General features: G+C 59.2%; 14 protein-coding genes and 1 riboswitch. Of the genes, 6 read left to right on the forward strand and 8 right to left on the reverse strand.

Annotated elements, in window-relative coordinates:
• Window positions 1-16 precede the first annotated feature (16 nt).
• From C934_RS0100165 to C934_RS0100175, 3 genes are all read left to right on the forward strand, one after another.
• Window positions 17-2,530 (forward strand): GcvT family protein, encoded by a 2,514-nt coding sequence (locus tag C934_RS0100165; protein WP_018854695.1) that lies wholly within the window; start codon window positions 17-19, stop codon window positions 2,528-2,530.
• Between the two features lie 145 nt (window positions 2,531-2,675).
• Window positions 2,676-3,506 (forward strand): response regulator, encoded by an 831-nt coding sequence (locus tag C934_RS0100170; protein WP_026371452.1) that lies wholly within the window; start codon window positions 2,676-2,678, stop codon window positions 3,504-3,506.
• 184 nt (window positions 3,507-3,690) lie between these two features.
• A complete protein-coding gene (locus C934_RS0100175) occupies window positions 3,691-5,022 on the forward strand; it encodes a GGDEF domain-containing response regulator (protein ID WP_018117040.1) in 1,332 nt (443 codons plus the stop codon).
• Between the two features lie 15 nt (window positions 5,023-5,037).
• On the opposite strand, the gene C934_RS0100180 is transcribed toward C934_RS0100175, so the two are convergent.
• The 5 genes from C934_RS0100180 to C934_RS0100205 all read right to left on the reverse strand — a co-directional run bounded on the left by C934_RS0100180 (window position 5,038) and on the right by C934_RS0100205 (window position 9,594).
• Window positions 5,038-6,057, reverse strand: a complete 1,020-nt coding sequence (locus tag C934_RS0100180) for a GlxA family transcriptional regulator (protein ID WP_018854697.1) — start codon at window positions 6,055-6,057, stop codon at window positions 5,038-5,040.
• A 296-nt stretch (window positions 6,058-6,353) separates the two neighbouring features.
• Window positions 6,354-6,551 (reverse strand): hypothetical protein, encoded by a 198-nt coding sequence (locus tag C934_RS0100190; RefSeq protein ID WP_018854699.1) that lies wholly within the window; start codon window positions 6,549-6,551, stop codon window positions 6,354-6,356.
• 340 nt (window positions 6,552-6,891) lie between these two features.
• Window positions 6,892-8,046, reverse strand: a complete 1,155-nt coding sequence (locus C934_RS0100195) for a glycosyltransferase (protein WP_018854700.1) — start codon at window positions 8,044-8,046, stop codon at window positions 6,892-6,894.
• Between the two features lie 194 nt (window positions 8,047-8,240).
• Window positions 8,241-8,468: a hypothetical protein gene (locus C934_RS0100200; protein WP_018854701.1), complete on the reverse strand. Its 228-nt coding sequence runs from the start codon at window positions 8,466-8,468 to the stop codon at window positions 8,241-8,243.
• A 325-nt stretch (window positions 8,469-8,793) separates the two neighbouring features.
• Window positions 8,794-9,594, reverse strand: a complete 801-nt coding sequence (locus C934_RS0100205) for a class I SAM-dependent methyltransferase (RefSeq protein ID WP_018854702.1) — start codon at window positions 9,592-9,594, stop codon at window positions 8,794-8,796.
• 323 nt (window positions 9,595-9,917) lie between these two features.
• On the opposite strand from C934_RS0100205, the gene C934_RS0100210 reads away from it, so the two are divergent.
• Together C934_RS0100210 and C934_RS0100215 are read left to right on the forward strand one after the other, a co-directional pair.
• Window positions 9,918-10,859, forward strand: coding sequence for a LysR family transcriptional regulator (locus tag C934_RS0100210; RefSeq protein WP_025660718.1), 942 nt, complete (start codon window positions 9,918-9,920; stop codon window positions 10,857-10,859).
• An 88-nt stretch (window positions 10,860-10,947) separates the two neighbouring features.
• The gene (locus C934_RS0100215; RefSeq protein ID WP_007788385.1) at window positions 10,948-11,103 is read left to right on the forward strand and encodes an entericidin A/B family lipoprotein; all 156 of its coding nucleotides are present in this window, start codon (window positions 10,948-10,950) and stop codon (window positions 11,101-11,103) included.
• Between the two features lie 7 nt (window positions 11,104-11,110).
• On the opposite strand, the gene C934_RS0100220 is transcribed toward C934_RS0100215, so the two are convergent.
• Together C934_RS0100220 and C934_RS0100225 are read right to left on the reverse strand one after the other, a co-directional pair.
• The gene (locus C934_RS0100220) at window positions 11,111-11,458 is read right to left on the reverse strand and encodes a hypothetical protein (RefSeq protein ID WP_018854705.1); all 348 of its coding nucleotides are present in this window, start codon (window positions 11,456-11,458) and stop codon (window positions 11,111-11,113) included.
• Between the two features lie 172 nt (window positions 11,459-11,630).
• Entirely contained in the window at window positions 11,631-12,629 is a 999-nt protein-coding gene (locus C934_RS0100225; protein ID WP_018854706.1) for a glycine betaine ABC transporter substrate-binding protein, read from the reverse strand.
• A 520-nt stretch (window positions 12,630-13,149) separates the two neighbouring features.
• Here C934_RS0100225 and C934_RS0100230 point away from each other — a divergent pair.
• Window positions 13,150-14,604, forward strand: a complete 1,455-nt coding sequence (locus tag C934_RS0100230) for a cobyric acid synthase (RefSeq protein WP_018854707.1) — start codon at window positions 13,150-13,152, stop codon at window positions 14,602-14,604.
• On the opposite strand, the gene C934_RS0100235 is transcribed toward C934_RS0100230, so the two are convergent.
• On the reverse strand, window positions 14,601-16,391 hold the full coding sequence (locus C934_RS0100235; RefSeq protein WP_018854708.1) for a chloride channel protein: 1,791 nt from the start codon (window positions 16,389-16,391) through the stop codon (window positions 14,601-14,603). The two genes, C934_RS0100230 and C934_RS0100235, sit on opposite strands and share 4 nt — an antisense overlap.
• Before the next feature lie 247 nt (window positions 16,392-16,638).
• A riboswitch (cobalamin riboswitch) is annotated at window positions 16,639-17,035 on the forward strand.
• Window positions 17,036-17,071: the final 36 nt, after the last annotated feature.

Here is a 17,071-nt window from a genome sequence, read left to right on the forward strand (position 1 = left end):
CAGAGGGTAATTCTCCATGAAGACACATGCGCGCGCAGTGGTCATCGGCGGCGGCGTCGTTGGCGTTTCGACGCTTTATCACCTCGCCAAGAAGGGCTGGGACGATGTCGTCCTGATCGAACGCAAGGAACTGACCTCCGGTTCGACATGGCATGCCGCGGGTCTGCTGCCTTTGTTCAACATGAGCTACTCGGTCGGCCAGATCCACAAGTACTCGGTTCGGTTCTATCAGGAGCTTCAAAAGGAAACCGGCATGAATGTCGGTTTCAGCCAGGTTTCCAACATTCGTCTGGCGCGCACCAAGGATCGCTGGGACGAGTACATGTACTATGCCGGCATCGCGGAGACGATTGGCGTCAAGGTCAACGTACTGACGCCGGAGCAGGTCAAGGAGATTTGGCCGCTCTGCGAGACGGATGGTCTCCTCGGCGCGATCCAGCATCCCGATGACGGCTACATCCAGCCTGCAGATCTGACCCAGGCGCTCGCCAAGGGTGCGCGCGACCGCGGTGCCACGATCTATCGCAACACCACAGTCACCGCGATCGAGCAGCAGCATGATGGTCTCTGGAAGGTGACGACGGACAAGGGCGAGATCACGGCAGAGCACATCATCTCCTGTACCGGCAACTTTGCCCGCAAGACCGGAGAGATGGTCGGGATCAACATTCCGGTTATCCCGGTCGAGCACCAGTATATCGTCACCGAGCCGCATCCGGCGATCCTCGAGCGCAAGGCCAAGGGCCTGCCGGAGATGGGCGTGCTCCGCGAATCCGACAGCGCCTGGTACATGCGCGAAGAGAATGGCGGCCTCATTCTCGGGCCGTACGAGCACGGCGCGCCAGTCTGTTACGTCGACGGTCCGTCGGATGAGAGCGAGTACGAACTCTTCCAGGAAGAGCTCGATCGCCTGATGCCGCATATCGAGACCGCGATCGCCCGCGTCCCTGCTTTTGGTGAAGTCGGCATCAAGAAGGTCTATAACGGCGCGATCGCCTATACGCCCGATGGCAACCCGATTGTTGGTCCCGCACCGGGCCTCCGCAATTTCTGGCTCAACGAGGGGCACTCCTTCGGGATCACCGCAGCCGGTGGCGCCGGTTGGCAGTTGGCGGAATGGATCGTGGATGGCGAGCCGACCGTCGACATGATGGGCGTCGATCCGCGTCGTTTCGGTCCCTATGCGACCGAAGGCTACCTCATCGCCAAGAACGAAGAGGCCTACGCCAACGTCTTCACCATGCACTATCCCGATGAAGAGCGCGGTGCCGCTCGTCCGCTGAAGACGACGCCGGTCTACGATCGCCTGAAGAAGCTGGGTGCTGTTTTCGGTTCCGTCTATGGCTGGGAGCGCGCCAACTGGTTTGCACCTGAAGGCTACGACCTGCCGAAGGATCAGATTGGCGTTGGCGAGGATGTCCTCACCAACCATAATCACTCCGATCCTGAAGAGGATGGTCGCATCCTTGAACGCTGGTCGTTCCGGCGCTCGAACTACTGCGAGCATGTCGGCACCGAAGTCATGAATGTGCACAAGAATGTCGGTGTGCTCGACATGTCCGCCTTCGCCAAGATGGAAGTCTCCGGCCCCGGCGCACGCGCCTGGTTGGAATCGATCTTTGCCAACGCCATCCCGAAGAAGCGCGGTCGCATCGCGCTCTGCCACATGCTGACGGTTCACGGTGGCGTTCGCGCCGAGTTCACGGTCTATGAATGGGCTCCGAACCGCTTCTACCTTGTGTCAGCCGGCGCCTACGAGGCGCACGACCATGACTATTTGCGCAGGCTCGCGCCGACCGATGGTTCCGTTCGGCTGCAGCAGATCACGCAGCGACTCGGTGTGCTTGTGCTTGCCGGTCCCAAGTCGCGTGACCTGCTCAAGAAGCTCACGCGGACGAGCCTTGAGAACAAGGACTTCCCGTGGTTGTCGGGCAAGGAGATCTCGATCGGCGTTGCGAGCGCACATGCGCTGCGCGTCAATTTCGTCGGCGAGCTTGGCTGGGAATTGCATCATCCGATCGAGATGCAGAACTACATCTTCGACAAGCTGATGGAAGCCGGGGCCGAATTCGGCATCAAGCCGTTCGGTATTCGCGCGATGCTGTCGATGTCGATCGAGAAGTCCTACCGTCTCATCCCCCGCGAGATGTCGATCGAGTACAACGCCTATGAATCGGCGCTTGATCGCTTCATCAAGCCGGAGAAGGAGTTCCTCGGTCGTGAGGGGCTGTTGGCCTACAAGGACAAGGGGCTGAAGTGGAACTTCGCGACCCTCGTCGTCGAGACCGGCAACGATGTCGATGCCCGCGGTTCCGAAGCCATCTACAACGAGGCTGGCGAGCTCGTCGGACGTGCGACAAACGGCACCTTCGGCTTCCGCATCAATCGGTCGCTGGCGCTGGCGATGCTGCGTCCCGACTACGCCAAGGAAGGCACGAAGCTGAAGATCAAGATCCTCGGCACGACGTACAACGCCACCGTCGTCGGCGAGAGCCCCTTCGATCCGGACAACGCCGCGCTGAGGGCATAGTCCTTTAAGCATGTTTCGAAGAAAGTCAGGGCGGCCCTCGTGGCCGCCTTTTTGTTGGTCAGTGACCGCAGCCGATTAATACTTATTCAAACCGGCTACTGTACCGCTTTGAAGCGGGGATACTATTTTATCAAAAGGTTTCGAAATGGCGTTTTTGGGTATTTCAGGAATGCAATATTCCGGAGGCATGTTTGCCGGTGCGCGCATTATTCTCGCCGAGGATTCCAATGTCTTCACATCGATGATCGGCAGGCGGCTGAAGGAGCTTTTCGATATCGACGTGGAGATCTGCCGGAGTTTCGAAGAGCTGCAGCTGTCATATGACAAGTCCGCCGACCCGATCACGCTTGCCATTTCCAACATCAATCTGCCCGGTGCAGAAAATGGCGAAGCATTGGAATATCTGGTCGATCTCAGCATCCCGACCATCGTCTTCACCGGCACGTTCCAAGAAGGTATGCGCGACAAGCTGATCGCCAAGGACATCGTCGATTACATCCTCAAGGACAATGTCTTCGCGGTTGATCTTCTTGCCGAATCGATCTGCCGCTTCCTTACCAATCATCGTCATCATGTTCTGATTGTCGATGACAGCGCTACGGCCCGCGCGCTGCTCTCGAGCCGCCTCAAGCGCTACAATTTCCGGGTCAACACCGCGGAAAGCGGCGCCAAGGCGCTCGAAATCCTCAAGGCGAATCGCGACATCGGCTTGATGATCACCGACTACAACATGCCCGATATCGATGGCTTCGAGCTGACGCGACGCATACGCGCCAACATCGGCTCGCACGAGTTGCGCATCATCGGCGTGTCGTCATCGTCCAACCGGCTGCTGTCGGCGGGGTTCCTCAAAGCCGGCGGTAACGACTTCATGCTGCGCCCATTCATCGACGAAGAGTTCTACTGCCGCGTCAACCAGAACCTCGACACGCTGCTGCAGATCCAGTTGATGCGCAGGGAGCGGGCCGTTGCCTGACGCACTTCCTGCGCTCGAGGATTGTAGATGGGACGCATTCACGCCCCAGGAAACGGAGATTTATGCAATTTCCGGTGTTGCCAAGTCTCGATATCTTCTCAGGCGTGTTTCTGTGAGTTATCTTCATAAAAGTCGAGAAGACGGTCGATTCGGACTGCGGCGGCTTTCTGGGGGATAGGAGTGAATGGCGTTCCAGGAGGATCTCCATCGGGATGGATTCGGACCACGTTTTGGTGGCCAGCGGGTGCTCCTGGTTGAAGATTCCCGGATGTTTTCAGCGGTTCTGTGCCACCGGCTTCATGCAGAACTCGGCCTGAACGTCAAACCGTGCGCCTCCCTGAAAATCCTCGAAGAGACGATCGCCCAGTCGCCAAACGATTACACAATGGCGATTGTCGACCTCAATTTGCCGGACGCACCCTATGGCGAGGCGCTCGACTGCACCATACAGGCCAGTATCCCGACCATTGTCTTCACCGCCACTTTCGACCTCGATACGCGCAATCGCATCATGGAGCGCAATGTCATCGACTATGTGCTGAAAGACAACGAGTTCGCGCTCGATAGCGTTGTTGCCAGCGTCAGGCGGGCATTATCGAACAGGAAGATACGGGTGCTCGTGGTCGACGATGTCCCTTCCGCGCGCGAACTCCTGGTCGGGTTGCTCGAGGCGCAACAGTATATGGTTGTGGAAGCCGCTTCCGGCCTCGAGGCCTTCGCCGCGCTTGAGACCTACGACGATATCGAGGTCGTCATCACTGATCATCATATGCCCGACATGAGCGGTTGCGAGCTGACGCGGCGGATACGGCGGCACTTCGGCTCTGATCGGCTGCGGATCATCGGGGTTTCATCTTCGAGCGATCGCCTGCTCTCTGCGAGCTTTCTGAAGGCCGGCGCTTCGGATTTTCTCTATAGGCCGTTCGTGGCTGAGGAACTGCAGTGCCGGGTCGCCAACAACGTCGAGACTTTGGCGCAGCTGAAGCAGCTTCGGGCGGCTGCGGCCTGCGACTACCTCACTGGCCTCTACAATCGCCGCTACTTCTACGATCTCGGGCCCAAGCTGGTGAATGACTGCCTGCGCCAGAAGACCGCGGCCGCTGTCGCGATCCTCGACATCGATCATTTCAAGCGGTTGAACGATACATACGGGCACGAGATCGGAGACGAGGTGCTGAAGGCGGTCGCAGACCGGCTTGCAACGATCTTCGAGGGAAGCGACAACCTTCTTTCGCGCCTCGGTGGTGAGGAGTTTGCGATCTTGTTCCCGATGATGGATTCAATGGCCGCGAGCAAGCTGTGTGATGAGATACGGTCGGATATCTCACGCATGAAGGTGATGGCCGATGACGAGGAGCTTTCCGTCACCGTGTCGATCGGCGTTGCCGAGATTTCCGACTATGAAACCTTCGACAACTATCTCAATGCCGCCGACCAGTTTCTCTATATGGCCAAGCACAAAGGGCGCAATCAGGTCTATTCCGACGCGCGGATGACGGCGGAGGCGGCTCAATAGCCGCCCGGGCTGAGATCACGCGGCGATGGCCTGGCGTGCGGTTGCCATCGTCATCTTGCGTTCTGCGCGCTCCTGTTGCGGCGAGCGATGATAGAGTTCGCGATAACACTTGGAGAAGTGTGAGGCCGAAACGAAGCCACAGGCGACGGCGACTTCGACGACCGGCATGGAGGACTGCACCAGCAGGTGGCGGGCGCGATCAAGCCGTATTTCCAGATAATACCGCGCCGGCGAGCGCCCCATTTCCTGACGGAACAACCGCTCGATCTGGCGGCGTGACAGGTCGACGCCGTCCGCGATCTCAAGCAGCGAGAGCGGTTCGGAGAGGTTGCCTTCCATCAGTTCGATGATGGAGAGAACCTTGGCATTCTGGACGCCGAGGCGCGCGCGCAGCGGCAGGCGCTGGCGATCGTTCGGGCTGCGGACGCGATCCGTCAGATGCTGCTCGCAGACCCGGTTCACCAGCGTTTCGCCGAAATCCTGGCCGATCAGATTCAGCATCATGTCCAGCGACGCCGTGCCGCCGGCGCAGGTGTAGAGATTACTGTCCACTTCATAGAGATCGGCATAGACCTCGGCCTGCGGAAAGGCTTCCGAAAAGCCCGGCAGGTTTTCCCAGTGGATAGCACAGCGCTTGCCGTTCAGAAGCCCCGCCTGTGCGAGGATGTGCGCGCCGGTACAAAGGCTGCCGACGGCGACGCCGCGGTTGTAGGATTCGCGCAACCAAGCACTGACGGACTTGTTGTTGAAGTCTTCGACATCGATGCCGGAACAGACCAGCACCATGCTCGGGCGATATTCGCCGCCGAGATTGCGGCGCTCATCGGCCAGCGACGTATTTGCCTCGACGCCGATGCCGCAGGAAGAATAGACCTTCTGCCCGTCAACCGAGGTCAGCCGCCACGTGTAGGCCTGGTAGCCGAGCATGCGGTTGGCTATGCGCAGGGTATCGATCGCCGCTGAAAAGGGCAGCATCGTAAACTGCGGAACCATGAAGAAGACGAGAGAGCGTTGCTTGTGCGACATCTTGTTCATGAGACAAATCCGTGCTGGAGGTGCGAATGCACTATTCGTTGCTTGGAATACGTCGTTTCGATATCCTGAAAGCGACATTCTCATGGATAAATGCGGCCGCAAAGAGCAAATTTGCGACATTGCTGAAATTGACGATGGTCAAATGACGTTTGCGTTCTTCAAAAGTTCGAAAAAGGCGCTCGAAGAAAATATATGTGTCTGAAATTCAAGATTTAATTAGGAGCCCCTAAAGACGGAGAAAGCGGCGCTGCACGAAGGCGGGCGCCGCTCTCACGCGGGGAGGAATGTCGGATTCATTACATAACCTTGCGTTCATCCGCGCCATCCGCCGACGGCCAGCCAATGTCCTTACGCATGTCGAAGGGCATGGATTCGATTTCGCGGGCGGCCTGCCACTGGTGCCAAGCATGAACCAGCTTGCGGGCATAGTCGACAATATGCGCATGAGCTTCGCTTGAGGACGCCTTGGTGTGCCTGAAGGTAATCGTCGTCATAGCCGTTCCTTTCTTCGTCGGATGACGCCTTGTTTGATGAGTAAAATATGGGTGTTTTCGTCCCATCAATCAAACGAATAGCATTTATGGATATCATCAGTGATTTTGAACGATGGCGACGCGCGGCGGATTGATATCTGCCGACACGGCCAATTCAATTCGAGGGGCGTCGTGCCTACCGGCGGCGCGGGGAGGAGCCGCCACGCATGGTGTTGATCTAAAGTGAGATGCGGGCACCGCGCTGCCGGCGGAACAGTGGCCGATCTGGCGGGGCGGATTCATATGTCCCGAGGGCAACTTGGGCGGCTGGCGGCCGCCGCGGTATGTCGATTGCCCTAGTTTAGGGGCCTGTAATCGGTTCGGCTACTCCACCCTCCAGGCGCGATTCCTGCGATCTGATCACCATAATGTTTCCGCGCCAATCGAAACTGCCTCTCAACCAACTCCGTGTCCAGATCGCTGGCTGCAAGACATCGCGGGTAACCATTGCGAGGAGTGACAGCAGGGATAGGTGCCAATGCTTGCGGGCTGCAAGAATAAGTTCCGGCGCGTAGGCGGTGCATAAGACTGCCAGGGTTGTAGTAACGAGACTGGTGCCGGAAACGACGGCAGCGCTCAGGCCCAGCAATAGGGGAGGAACTACGCCAAGCAGGATCTCAGGCGCGAAGAAGTGCGGGAAAGTGACGCGTCTCAGCCGGGCCCAACGAGACTGCCTGGCCCAGAGCTCGCGGAAGGTCCTTCTGCCTAGGGGCTGCTCGAATGGTCCGGCGACGAGATGCACCTTGAGGCCCATGCTGTTGACCAGCTTTGTGGCGGCGGCGTCTTCTGCGATCTCGGCCGCAAGGGCTTGGATGCCACCGTGGGCGTCGAGGATCGTCTTTTGCCAGAGCATGCTCTTGCCTTGCGCGAAGCCGAATCCAAGCGCTTCCCCGGCATATTGCCAACGGGCTTGGTGGGTGTTGAGAAAAGCACATTCGACCTCCGCCCAAAATCCGCTCGGACGGGAGCCAAGTGGCGTCGAGCAAACGAGGCCGCTGTCGGGTCGCCATGCGGCCATAAGGCGTGCGAGATAGTTCGCCGGCATCAGGACATTGGAATCGGCAAGGACGACCCATTCATGCGCCGCCGCGCTCCAGCCCTTGACGCAGTTGTTGAGTTTCGGATTTGCGCTGATGCGGTCATCCCCGATCAAAATCCTTGCATTTGCCAGCGGCCTTGCTCGGAGGGTGTTCTCCGCCAGACCAATGATCGGATCGGCCTTGTCTGCAATGCAAAAAATGACTTCGTAGTCGGGCCAATCCAGGATCAGCGCGCTTTCGAGTGTTTCCCGCGAGAACTGTTCTATGCCGCAAAGGGGTATCACGATCGAGACAGGCGGACGCACAGCGACACTTGGCGTCTTGTCTTGGCGGGACCGAATTCGCCATCCCGCGATCATAAGGCTGAGGGTATTGGCTGCCAACAGGGCACCGGCGACGGCAATGATATACAGCATCAGTCATTCCAGCGGTGAACAGCGCCGGAATGAAAACGAGTCTCAGCGCTCGGTGAGTCAAAACATCACCGTCAGATGACGCGATGATGACATCTACCCAACGGTGACGCCTTAGTCATGCGAAGATCCACAGGATCTGTCTGCCGACGAGGACCGGCTTGCCCGCCGCGACGCCGATGCCGACGGGCCCCGGCTCAGTGTTTCTTCCTCAGCGCCCTCTGGATCTTCACAACCTCACCCTTCATCAAGATCAGGAAGTGCTTCTTGTCGAGGCGATTGGCGACCTCGCCATCCATTGTCATGTAATCGGTTCTGGGCCTAGGGATGGCTTCATCGGCAACCCTGATCTGTTCGATGACAATGCAGGGATTTCCTGCGCCGCCCGTGCATTTGAACCGCCGCGTCTCCTGATACTGTGACATCAACGCCCCTCCTAGCTGACAGCAAGCATCATCGTTTCCGACGCGGCGATTTCAAGTTTTATTTTAGTCATTACTGAAATAGATGGAGGGGAGATCGTCGAGATGAGCGGACAAAGCCCGGTGCTGGTTTGGACAGCGCCGGGCCTCTGCGACTGCAGTTGAGGGAAACGCAGTCAGCGCAACGACAAAGCAAAGCGTGCGTTGCCCACAAGGAACGCCTCCTAGCATCGGATGTTCCGACAATTCGAGGCATTGTCGGACGAGCCGTGTTTTGGTGCGCGCCTTCGCGCGTCGGCACAATGAGAGGCTGCCGTGCGCGTGATATCTACCGTGGCGCCTCGGCGGTGAACACCAGCGCTGACATCGGCCCTTCGATCGGACCTTTGCCGAAAGCCTGCTCGAGAGCCGCCGTGACTCGTGCCACGACGTCGAATTTCGGGTTGCGGGCTTCGATTTCCATGCGGAGCGGGCTGCCCTTGCAGAAGGCGGTTGCGGCGTCCCTTGCCGAGGACGCATGGGCAGTCTTTTCGACCTTGGTGAAAGCGGCCGACTCGAATCCGGCCCGTTCGAGTTCCGAGAGGATCGCCTCGGCATCAAAATAGCTGTGCGGCGTTCGCCGGAAGAAGTCCAGCGGATCTTCTGGAAACAATGCATCCGTCTCAGTCATCATGACCTTTGCGAAGGCGTTGCTCTCGAGGGAGTCCCAGGTGCTGAAGAGGAAGGTCCCTTTCGGCTTGAGTACGCGGAGGATTTCGCGGTAGGCGCGTTGCTTATCGGGAAAGAACATGACGCCGAACTGGCATGTGACGGTGTCAAAGATGTGATCGGGAAAGGGCAGGCTCAACGCGTCAGCCTGTCGCCATGCGATATGCCCGCCAGAATGTCTCAATGCGGCGACATCCAGCATCGCCTGGTTCAAATCGGTGGCGATGATTTGGGCGTGCGGAAGCGCCGACGATATCGCGCGCGTGAGGGCCCCGGACCCTGCTGCGACTTCGAGAACGCGGTGCGGATGAACCGATGCCAGGCGCTGCGCCAGATCGGCGGCATAAGGGTCAAACAGGATCGGCACCAGATACCGATCGTATGCTGCAGGGATATCACCTTGGAAACACGCATCGTTCATCGCGATGGTCCTTACGCTCCGTCGCCGCGCCCGGAGCGTATATTAGAACCTTTCTATGCGTCTTTGAAGCCGTGGCGGCGCTCGCATCTTCAGCGAGGGACGGTCATACCTAGTGCCTGTAGGTCGAGGTCATCAGCGAGATGCCTCGGCAGTCGAGCCAACTGATCTCGTGTGCGATTGCGTGTCTGACGTGAGATCTGACGAGATCTGAATGCGTAGAAGATGTCGAAGATTACAATGAGCGTGTTCATCGCGGCCTCCTTTCATCGGTACTAGCCGCTATGAACCAAGGGTATTGTCGGGTTGACTTTCAATCAAACAAAATGATATGGAAGTCAAATTCAGAAAAATTGAAAGATGTGACGATGAGCATTCCCTTTCGCCGTCCCATTCCTCTGCTTGACAACGACGTGCTGCGCACCTTCGTTGCCATTGCAGAGACCGGCAATTTTTCCACGGCCGCGGAAGCCGTCTATCGGACGCCGTCGGCGGTATCCATGCAGATCAAGAAGCTGGAAGAGCAACTCGGCGCCACGCTGTTTCTGCGTGATGCGCGATCGGTCAGTCTGACCCAGCATGGCGAAGTGCTGCTCTCCTACGCGCGCAACATCCTCGCTCTGTCGAACGAGGCCGTCTCGCGGTTCATCATGCCCGAGCTGAGCGGCGTGGTGCGGCTCGGCGCGCCTGAAGATATCGGCGAACGGCTGCTGCCGAATATCCTGAAAAGCTTCGCCGAGAGTTTCCCGAGCATCATGGTCGATGTCACCATTGACATGAGCATCGGCCTCAAGAAGCGCATGGAAGAGCAGCGCCTGGACCTGGCACTGATCAATTGCGCGACGCGTCCGCTGCCGACGGATGGGGAGATCGTCTTCCGCGAGAGGCTTGTATGGGCCGGTGCCAAATGTGGTACGGCGCACCGCCGCGATCCGCTGCCGATCTCGATCTGGGAGGATGGCTGCATTTGGCGCTCTGAGGCACTGTCTCAGCTTGAGCGAATGAAGCGCGGCTATCGTGTCGCTTTTCTTAGCGGTCACACCATGGCCCAGCGAGCGGCCGTCGTTTCCGACCTCGCGATCGCGCCCCTGCCGCGCTCCTATGTCACTGATGAGATGACAATTCTCGGCGTGCAGGAGGGGCTGCCCGAACTCGGTTCCTTCGACATCAGGCTGCTCACTGCGTCACAGATGAACAACCCGATGCGGGCGGTAGCCGATAGCATCCGCTTTGCCTTTGCGGAAAAAGCCAAGGCCGTAGCGGCTTGACAACTTAGTACGGACCTCTTTTCTTCCTCCGGGGTTTAATGCGCGCGGAGTCGCCCGCGCGTGGACGATTGAAAAGAAGGATTTCGCAATGACGACAATGGCCAAGATCGGCTCCGCCCTCGCAATTCTGCTCGTGCTTTCTTCGTGTGGAAACACAATCCGCGGCATCGGTCGCGACACGGCAAATGCCGTAAACGCGACTCAGGATGCAGGTCGTTCGGTCGGTCGCGCGGCCACCAGGTAAGACGGCGTCAGATCACCGCCGGCGGGTAGGCCCTTTCCAGCCCGCCGGAACGCGAAAGCCCACTCCGGAACGCCGCATAGGCCGGGTGCTGGCTTGATTTCGCTGCCTCCATGAGGCGTATCTGCAGGCGGGCCGGCGCTGCGCCGCCAATCCATTTCCCAAGGCTCTCGAGTTTCAGCGTATTCAGGAATGGCGCGCTCGCGGCATTGTTCAGGTGACGGTGAAGACCATCGATGACGTTCTCGTCCTGTGCCGCATTTTCCATCAGCAGGGAGACGTAGGATTTTTCCTGCTCCTCCAGGCTGGCAAGCTTCGAGGCGATTGTGTCGCGGTCGGGAAACGGGGCGGATGTCATCTTTTTTCTCTTCGTCCGGGCAAGCAGCTTGGCACGATTGGGTGCCGCCGCTTACAGGAAACCGATACCGTCAGAAGACGGCTGCTCCTTTTGCCCGCTCACTCTTGCGCGAATCCTGCGCTGACCGATCGAAGAATATTGTACCGTCTGGTGAGCGATTGCTTTGCTCTTCCTAGAGCCCGGCCTTGACCTTCTGCGCGACATCGGCAGGAACCCATTTGGTCCATAGCGCGGCGTAGTTCTGGAGGAAGTAGACGGTGGCTTCCTCGTTGCTCTTGTGGTTGTCATCCTGCCAGGCGAGCACTTCGTTGATTGTCGTATTGTCCCACGAGCGGAGCTTCAGGTAATCCATGGCCGGTCCGGCACGGTCGGCGAAGGCTTTGGTGACAATCGTAAAGGCCCGTGAGACGGGATAGGAATTCACCTGCGGCCGCGCGCAGCCGGGGACAGATGTGCACTTATCCCATTCTGCCTTGTCATGACCCACGCCGAAGCTCAGGCGCGTCATGTCGTATTTGCCGAGGACGGCCGTGGGTGCCCAGTAATAGCCAAGCCAGCCCTCCTTTTTCTGGAAGGCGTTTGCGATAGAATCATCAAGGTCCTGTGGGCTGCCGGTTTCGATCAACTGAAACCCGCTCTTCTCGGCGTCCAGCGCGCGGAACAGGTTGGATGTCGAAATCTGACAGCTCCAGCCGACGGGGCAACTAAAGACGGCGCCCTGCGATGCATTTCCCTGCGCGGGGAAGAGTTCCGGATGCTTGAGCGCATCCTGTACGCTGCGGATATTGGGGTTAGCGTCGGCGACGAATTTGGGTATCCACCAGCCTTCGACAGCTCCCTCCGAAAGGATTTCCGCCGCCAGGATCAGCCTGCCTTCCTTGACCGCACCGTCGAGTTCTGTGCGGACGGAATTGATCCAGAACTCCGAAGCGATATCCGGCTCACCGTTCTCGTTCATCGACAGGAAGGTCGGCATCGTGTCGCCCGGGACGATTTTGACAGAGCAGCCATAACCCTTCTCAAGAATGAACCTGTCGAAGTTGGCCGCAATACCCGCCGAAGCCCACTTCATTTCAGCGATGGTGACGTTGCCGCATTCGGCAGCCTGCGCAGTCGTAGCGGCCGCACAGATTCCTGCGGCGAGCAGGATCGACGTGCAGAGAGATCTCATTTGCCTTCCTATTCTTGCTGCCCCGCCACAACTAGGCGTTCCGCGTCTTGCGGAGATCTTTATCCTGTTTGTCCGGCTATTGCTGTGGCGCTCGTCTTGATGCCTTGGAATGGCAGCCTACGCGTTCGGCTGTGGAAATCAATCGTTCTTCTGTGCATGAGGCGTGAAGTCTAAGCGTCTGATTTGAAAACGTATTGCCAGCCCCACCAAAAGGTTACCACGAGCGTCCCAAAGCCGGAAAATGCCGAAATTCATCTTTGCTTAGGGAGTTGCTAACCGTCCGGTAACAATGTGGCGGTATCTGTTCTTCCGTGGCGGGGGACACCGCCGCTTCTCCGGATCAGGTAATGCGTCCCGGAGAACGTGAGCTTCGCCGTGTATGGGCGAATGCGCCAGCGTATTTCGGCAGGCCGCGCTACCCTAAGCGGGTGACGTGGCCTTCGCATTTTCGGCGCTTGCGATTGACCACGGCAGAGAGGCCGTTGTAGGCGGGGGTCGGGTTCTCCGGAGTTCCGTGACAATGACCAAGGCCATCATGCTGCAAGGGACCGGCTCCGATGTCGGCAAGACCGTTCTTGTCGCGGGGCTTTGCCGTCTTGCTGCCAATCGTGGCCTTTCGGTCCGTCCCTTCAAACCGCAGAACATGTCGAACAATGCCGCGGTCGCCGACGACGGCGGCGAGATCGGCCGGGCGCAATGGCTGCAGTCGCTTGCCGCGCGTGTGCCGTCCTCGGTGCACATGAATCCTGTATTGCTCAAACCGCAATCCGAATACGGCAGCCAGATCATCGTTCAGGGCAAGGTCTGGGGGCAGGCCAAGGGACGGGACTATCAGAAACTCAAGCCAGCGCTCCTCGACTACGTGATGCAGAGCTTTTCGGCCGTTTCGGCCGGAGCGGATCTTGTGATCGTGGAAGGCGCAGGTTCGCCCGCCGAAATCAATCTCAGGGCCGGCGATATCGCCAATATGGGATTTGCCACCCGTGCCGGTGTGCCTGTCGTGCTTGTCGGCGATATTGACCGCGGGGGCGTGATCGCCTCGCTGGTTGGGACGCATACGATCCTCTCCGAGGACGACCGGGCAATGATATCCGGCTACCTCATCAACAAGTTCCGTGGCGACGTCTCGCTCTTTGATACGGGTATCGATGCGGTGCGCCGCTTCACCGGATGGCCATGCTTCGGTGTCGTGCCGTGGCTCAGGCACGCTTCGCGTCTGCCGGCCGAGGACTCGGTGGCGTTGGAACGCCTCGCACGCGGCGGCACGGGGGCACTCAAGGTCGCCGTGCCGGTCTTTACCCGCATCGCAAATTTCGACGATCTCGACCCCTTGAAGGCGGAGCCGGATGTCGATTTGGTTTTCGTCCGCGCGGGCGAGCGGCTGCCTGCGGACGCGCGGCTGGTGATCTTGCCCGGTTCGAAATCAACGATATCAGACCTGGCTGATATGCGTGCGCAGGGTTGGGATGCCGACATACTGGCCCATGTGAAGCGGGGTGGTCGGGTGATCGGGATTTGCGGCGGCTATCAGATGCTCGGGCGCAAGGTCCATGATCCCCTGGGCATCGAGGGACATGCGGTGGATATGGCGGGCCTCGGGCTGCTTGACGTCGAGACGGAGATGGCGCCTGAAAAGACCGTCCGCAACAGTGTTGCGACAGCAGTGGAGGACGGGTCCCCGCTTTCCGGCTACCAGATCCATCTCGGTGTCACCTCCGGCGAAGACTGCGGCCGGCCGTTCGCGATCGTCGATGGTAGGCCGGATGGCGCGGTATCGGCAGACGGCCGGATTGCGGGAACCTATCTGCATGGGCTGTTCGCCAGCGACATCTACCGTTCTCGCTTGCTGCGCAGCTTTGGCCTTTCGGGCGACACGAATGACTATCGTGCCGGCGTCGAGAAAGCCCTGGACGACGTTGCGGCCGAGCTGGAAGCCTGTCTTGACCGGCGCTGGCTGGACGAACTTCTCGGCTAGATCTCGCCGGATATTTCGCGGCGGCGGCGATCGAGTTCTTCGCTGTAACGGCGCAGCGTATGCGCCTCGCTCAACTGGCCGACGACCTTGCGCTCAATCAGATTGTTGACGACGGCGAGCGCTTCGCTTTCGGTCTTGTCGAAGATGGCGGCTGCCTGCTTGGCGTTCATCTGCGGCTGCAGGAAATCGTTCTTGTAGCGGATGAATTCGCTAAGATCCTTGCCGGTTTCGTCGGTATCGGTCAGGTTCGCGTAAATCTCCGGAACGAGCACGAGGCCGCTGTACTTGCCGGTACCATCGACCAGGACGACCCGCTGCGCCGAGCCGATGGGGAAGCGTTCCTTGAACTCATCGATCGAGAGAGCGGCATTGGCGGTCTTCACATCGGCGCGCATCAGCCGGTCAACCGTTAGGTTGCGGATCCAGCCGACATCGTGCGCGCTGCGAATGCTCTCGCCGCGCAGGTGGAAGCGCCATGTTGCGAAGGAGTAGCCGAAGGTGCTGCGGACGACGAGCGAGGAGGTGATGACCGCCGCCAGCACAAGCGCCGTGATCGGAAAGTCGCCGGTAATTTCGAGAGCAAGGAACGTCATCGTCAGCGGCCCGCCGATGACGGCGACCGCAAGCGAACTCATGCCGACGACCGCGTAGATGACCGGTGTCAGCGTAGCGTGAGCGAAGTAGGGGGCGGAATAGGCGAAGAACTTGCCTACCAGCGCGCCCATGAACAGCGACGCGAAGAACAGACCGCCTCTGAAGCCCGAACCGATCGAGATCGCGGAGGCGAAGGCTTTCAGGAGGAACAGGCCCACGAGCACCGGAATCGCGACGTCGCGCCCGAGGTTGAGGTGGAGCGCGCCATGTCCTGCCGACAGCACCTGCGGTGTGATCAGCGCGAGGAGGCCAACGACGATGCCGCCAAGGGCAGGGCGCAGCGGCGTCGCGATCGAACTCCGGCGAGCCAATTCCTCGATCCAGGCAACGCCCTGCATGATCATGATACCGACACCCGCACAGAATGCGCCGAGCAGGAGAGCCGGGACGTAATCAGCCGGCATGACCGTACCGAATTCGCCAACGTCGATCAGGAAATCGCTGCCACCGAGCAGCCGAGCCACCAGCGTCGAAACCAGCGCAGAAACCACAACCGGCGTTAGAGAGACGATGGTGTACGAGCCGATGATGAGCTCGAAGGCGTAGAATGCGCCGGTCAGCGGGGCATTGAAGGCAGCGGCAATCGCACCCGCTGCGCCGCACCCAACGAGAACGCGCAGGTCCGAGCGGCGAAGCTGCAGCTTCAGCCCGAGCTTCGAGGCCAGTCCGGCCGCCAGCTGCGTGTAGCCGGCTTCCAGGCCGACGGAGGCCCCGAAACCATTAGAAATAAGATTTTGGACTGCGACCAGAATGCTATCGGTGAGAGATAGCCGACCGCCATGCAGTGCGTTCGCCTCGATCGGATCCACCATCGGCTTCTTGCGGGTCTTGGCAAGCACGAACAGCAACAGACCCAGGAGAATGCCGCCGCAGACCGGCGCCGTCAGCAACAGCAGCTTGTTGTCGATCTGCGACGAACTCAGTCTCTCGACGTCGCTGATTCCGAAGATCAGGCTGTGCATTTCGCGGGAAATGAGACCCATACCGGTCACTGCCAAACCCGATATGACACCGACGATCGCGCCGGCGATGACCATCCCCATCTCGCTGCGGCGCAGCAGGGCGCGCATCCGCCCGATATCGAGAAGGGTATGAAACGGACCGAAGCGGCGAATATCGATTTTGAGGAGCATGGCAGGAAAACTAGGCGGGCGCAGGCGCGTTCAAGTGCGAGGAAGGGAGGGGCAAATCAGTGGCGCGACCCGCTTGCGATGCAATTGCGGCAAAAGACCGGCGCGGACAGTAACTATTTATCACGTAAGCCACTGATAAAAGACGATAAATCTTGTAGAGTAGGTCGACTTGACAGCGTTTCGCGGCGATGACGGCAATCTTAGGAGCGACGGCTTTTGATTGACTTCAGGAGTGGCCTTGCCTAACGATGACGCCATAACGGATGGTTCCGGACCGGTTGAATCGGTGCGGATGAAAAGGGAATATGAAGCGGTGGACCCAATTCGGGCACCGTCATCAGAGCCGACCCCGCGACTGTAGAGCGGTCAGGGTTTTCCGTCCGGCGTTGGTTTCGCGTGGCTGACAGCCTGCAAGGGTGCAGGCGGGCTGTGCGAAAGTGGCGACGGAAAAGTCACTGGCAGTGTATCATGATCAACCGGGGCAGGACGCCTCTTACGTCTACGAATCGTCCGCCTTTTCATGAAATGCAGCCGGGAAGGCGAGGAAGATCCGCTGGCACGATCTGGGGCGACCGGTTTCCGGTTTGCCCCGATCGCGGCCAAGACCCGCGAGCCAGGAGACCTGCCAACTGTGCCGGGCGAAAAGCCCATTCCTGGGTGATGCCCGCTGCCAGCACGGA

The organism is Rhizobium sp. 42MFCr.1 (assembly GCF_000377185.1).
Lineage (GTDB): Bacteria > Pseudomonadota > Alphaproteobacteria > Rhizobiales > Rhizobiaceae > Rhizobium > Rhizobium altiplani.

Coding starts and splice junctions, on each gene's coding strand:
- C934_RS0100165 (WP_018854695.1), top strand. CDS start 17: ATGAAGACACATGCGCGCGCAGTGGTCATCGGCGGCGGCGTCGTTGGC.
- C934_RS0100170 (WP_026371452.1), top strand. CDS start 2,676: ATGGCGTTTTTGGGTATTTCAGGAATGCAATATTCCGGAGGCATGTTT.
- C934_RS0100175 (WP_018117040.1), top strand. CDS start 3,691: ATGGCGTTCCAGGAGGATCTCCATCGGGATGGATTCGGACCACGTTTT.
- C934_RS0100180 (WP_018854697.1), bottom strand. CDS start 6,057: ATGAACAAGATGTCGCACAAGCAACGCTCTCTCGTCTTCTTCATGGTT.
- C934_RS0100190 (WP_018854699.1), bottom strand. CDS start 6,551: ATGACGACGATTACCTTCAGGCACACCAAGGCGTCCTCAAGCGAAGCT.
- C934_RS0100195 (WP_018854700.1), bottom strand. CDS start 8,046: ATGCTGTATATCATTGCCGTCGCCGGTGCCCTGTTGGCAGCCAATACC.
- C934_RS0100200 (WP_018854701.1), bottom strand. CDS start 8,468: ATGTCACAGTATCAGGAGACGCGGCGGTTCAAATGCACGGGCGGCGCA.
- C934_RS0100205 (WP_018854702.1), bottom strand. CDS start 9,594: ATGAACGATGCGTGTTTCCAAGGTGATATCCCTGCAGCATACGATCGG.
- C934_RS0100210 (WP_025660718.1), top strand. CDS start 9,918: ATGATATGGAAGTCAAATTCAGAAAAATTGAAAGATGTGACGATGAGC.
- C934_RS0100215 (WP_007788385.1), top strand. CDS start 10,948: ATGACGACAATGGCCAAGATCGGCTCCGCCCTCGCAATTCTGCTCGTG.
- C934_RS0100220 (WP_018854705.1), bottom strand. CDS start 11,458: ATGACATCCGCCCCGTTTCCCGACCGCGACACAATCGCCTCGAAGCTT.
- C934_RS0100225 (WP_018854706.1), bottom strand. CDS start 12,629: ATGAGATCTCTCTGCACGTCGATCCTGCTCGCCGCAGGAATCTGTGCG.
- C934_RS0100230 (WP_018854707.1), top strand. CDS start 13,150: ATGACCAAGGCCATCATGCTGCAAGGGACCGGCTCCGATGTCGGCAAG.
- C934_RS0100235 (WP_018854708.1), bottom strand. CDS start 16,391: ATGCTCCTCAAAATCGATATTCGCCGCTTCGGTCCGTTTCATACCCTT.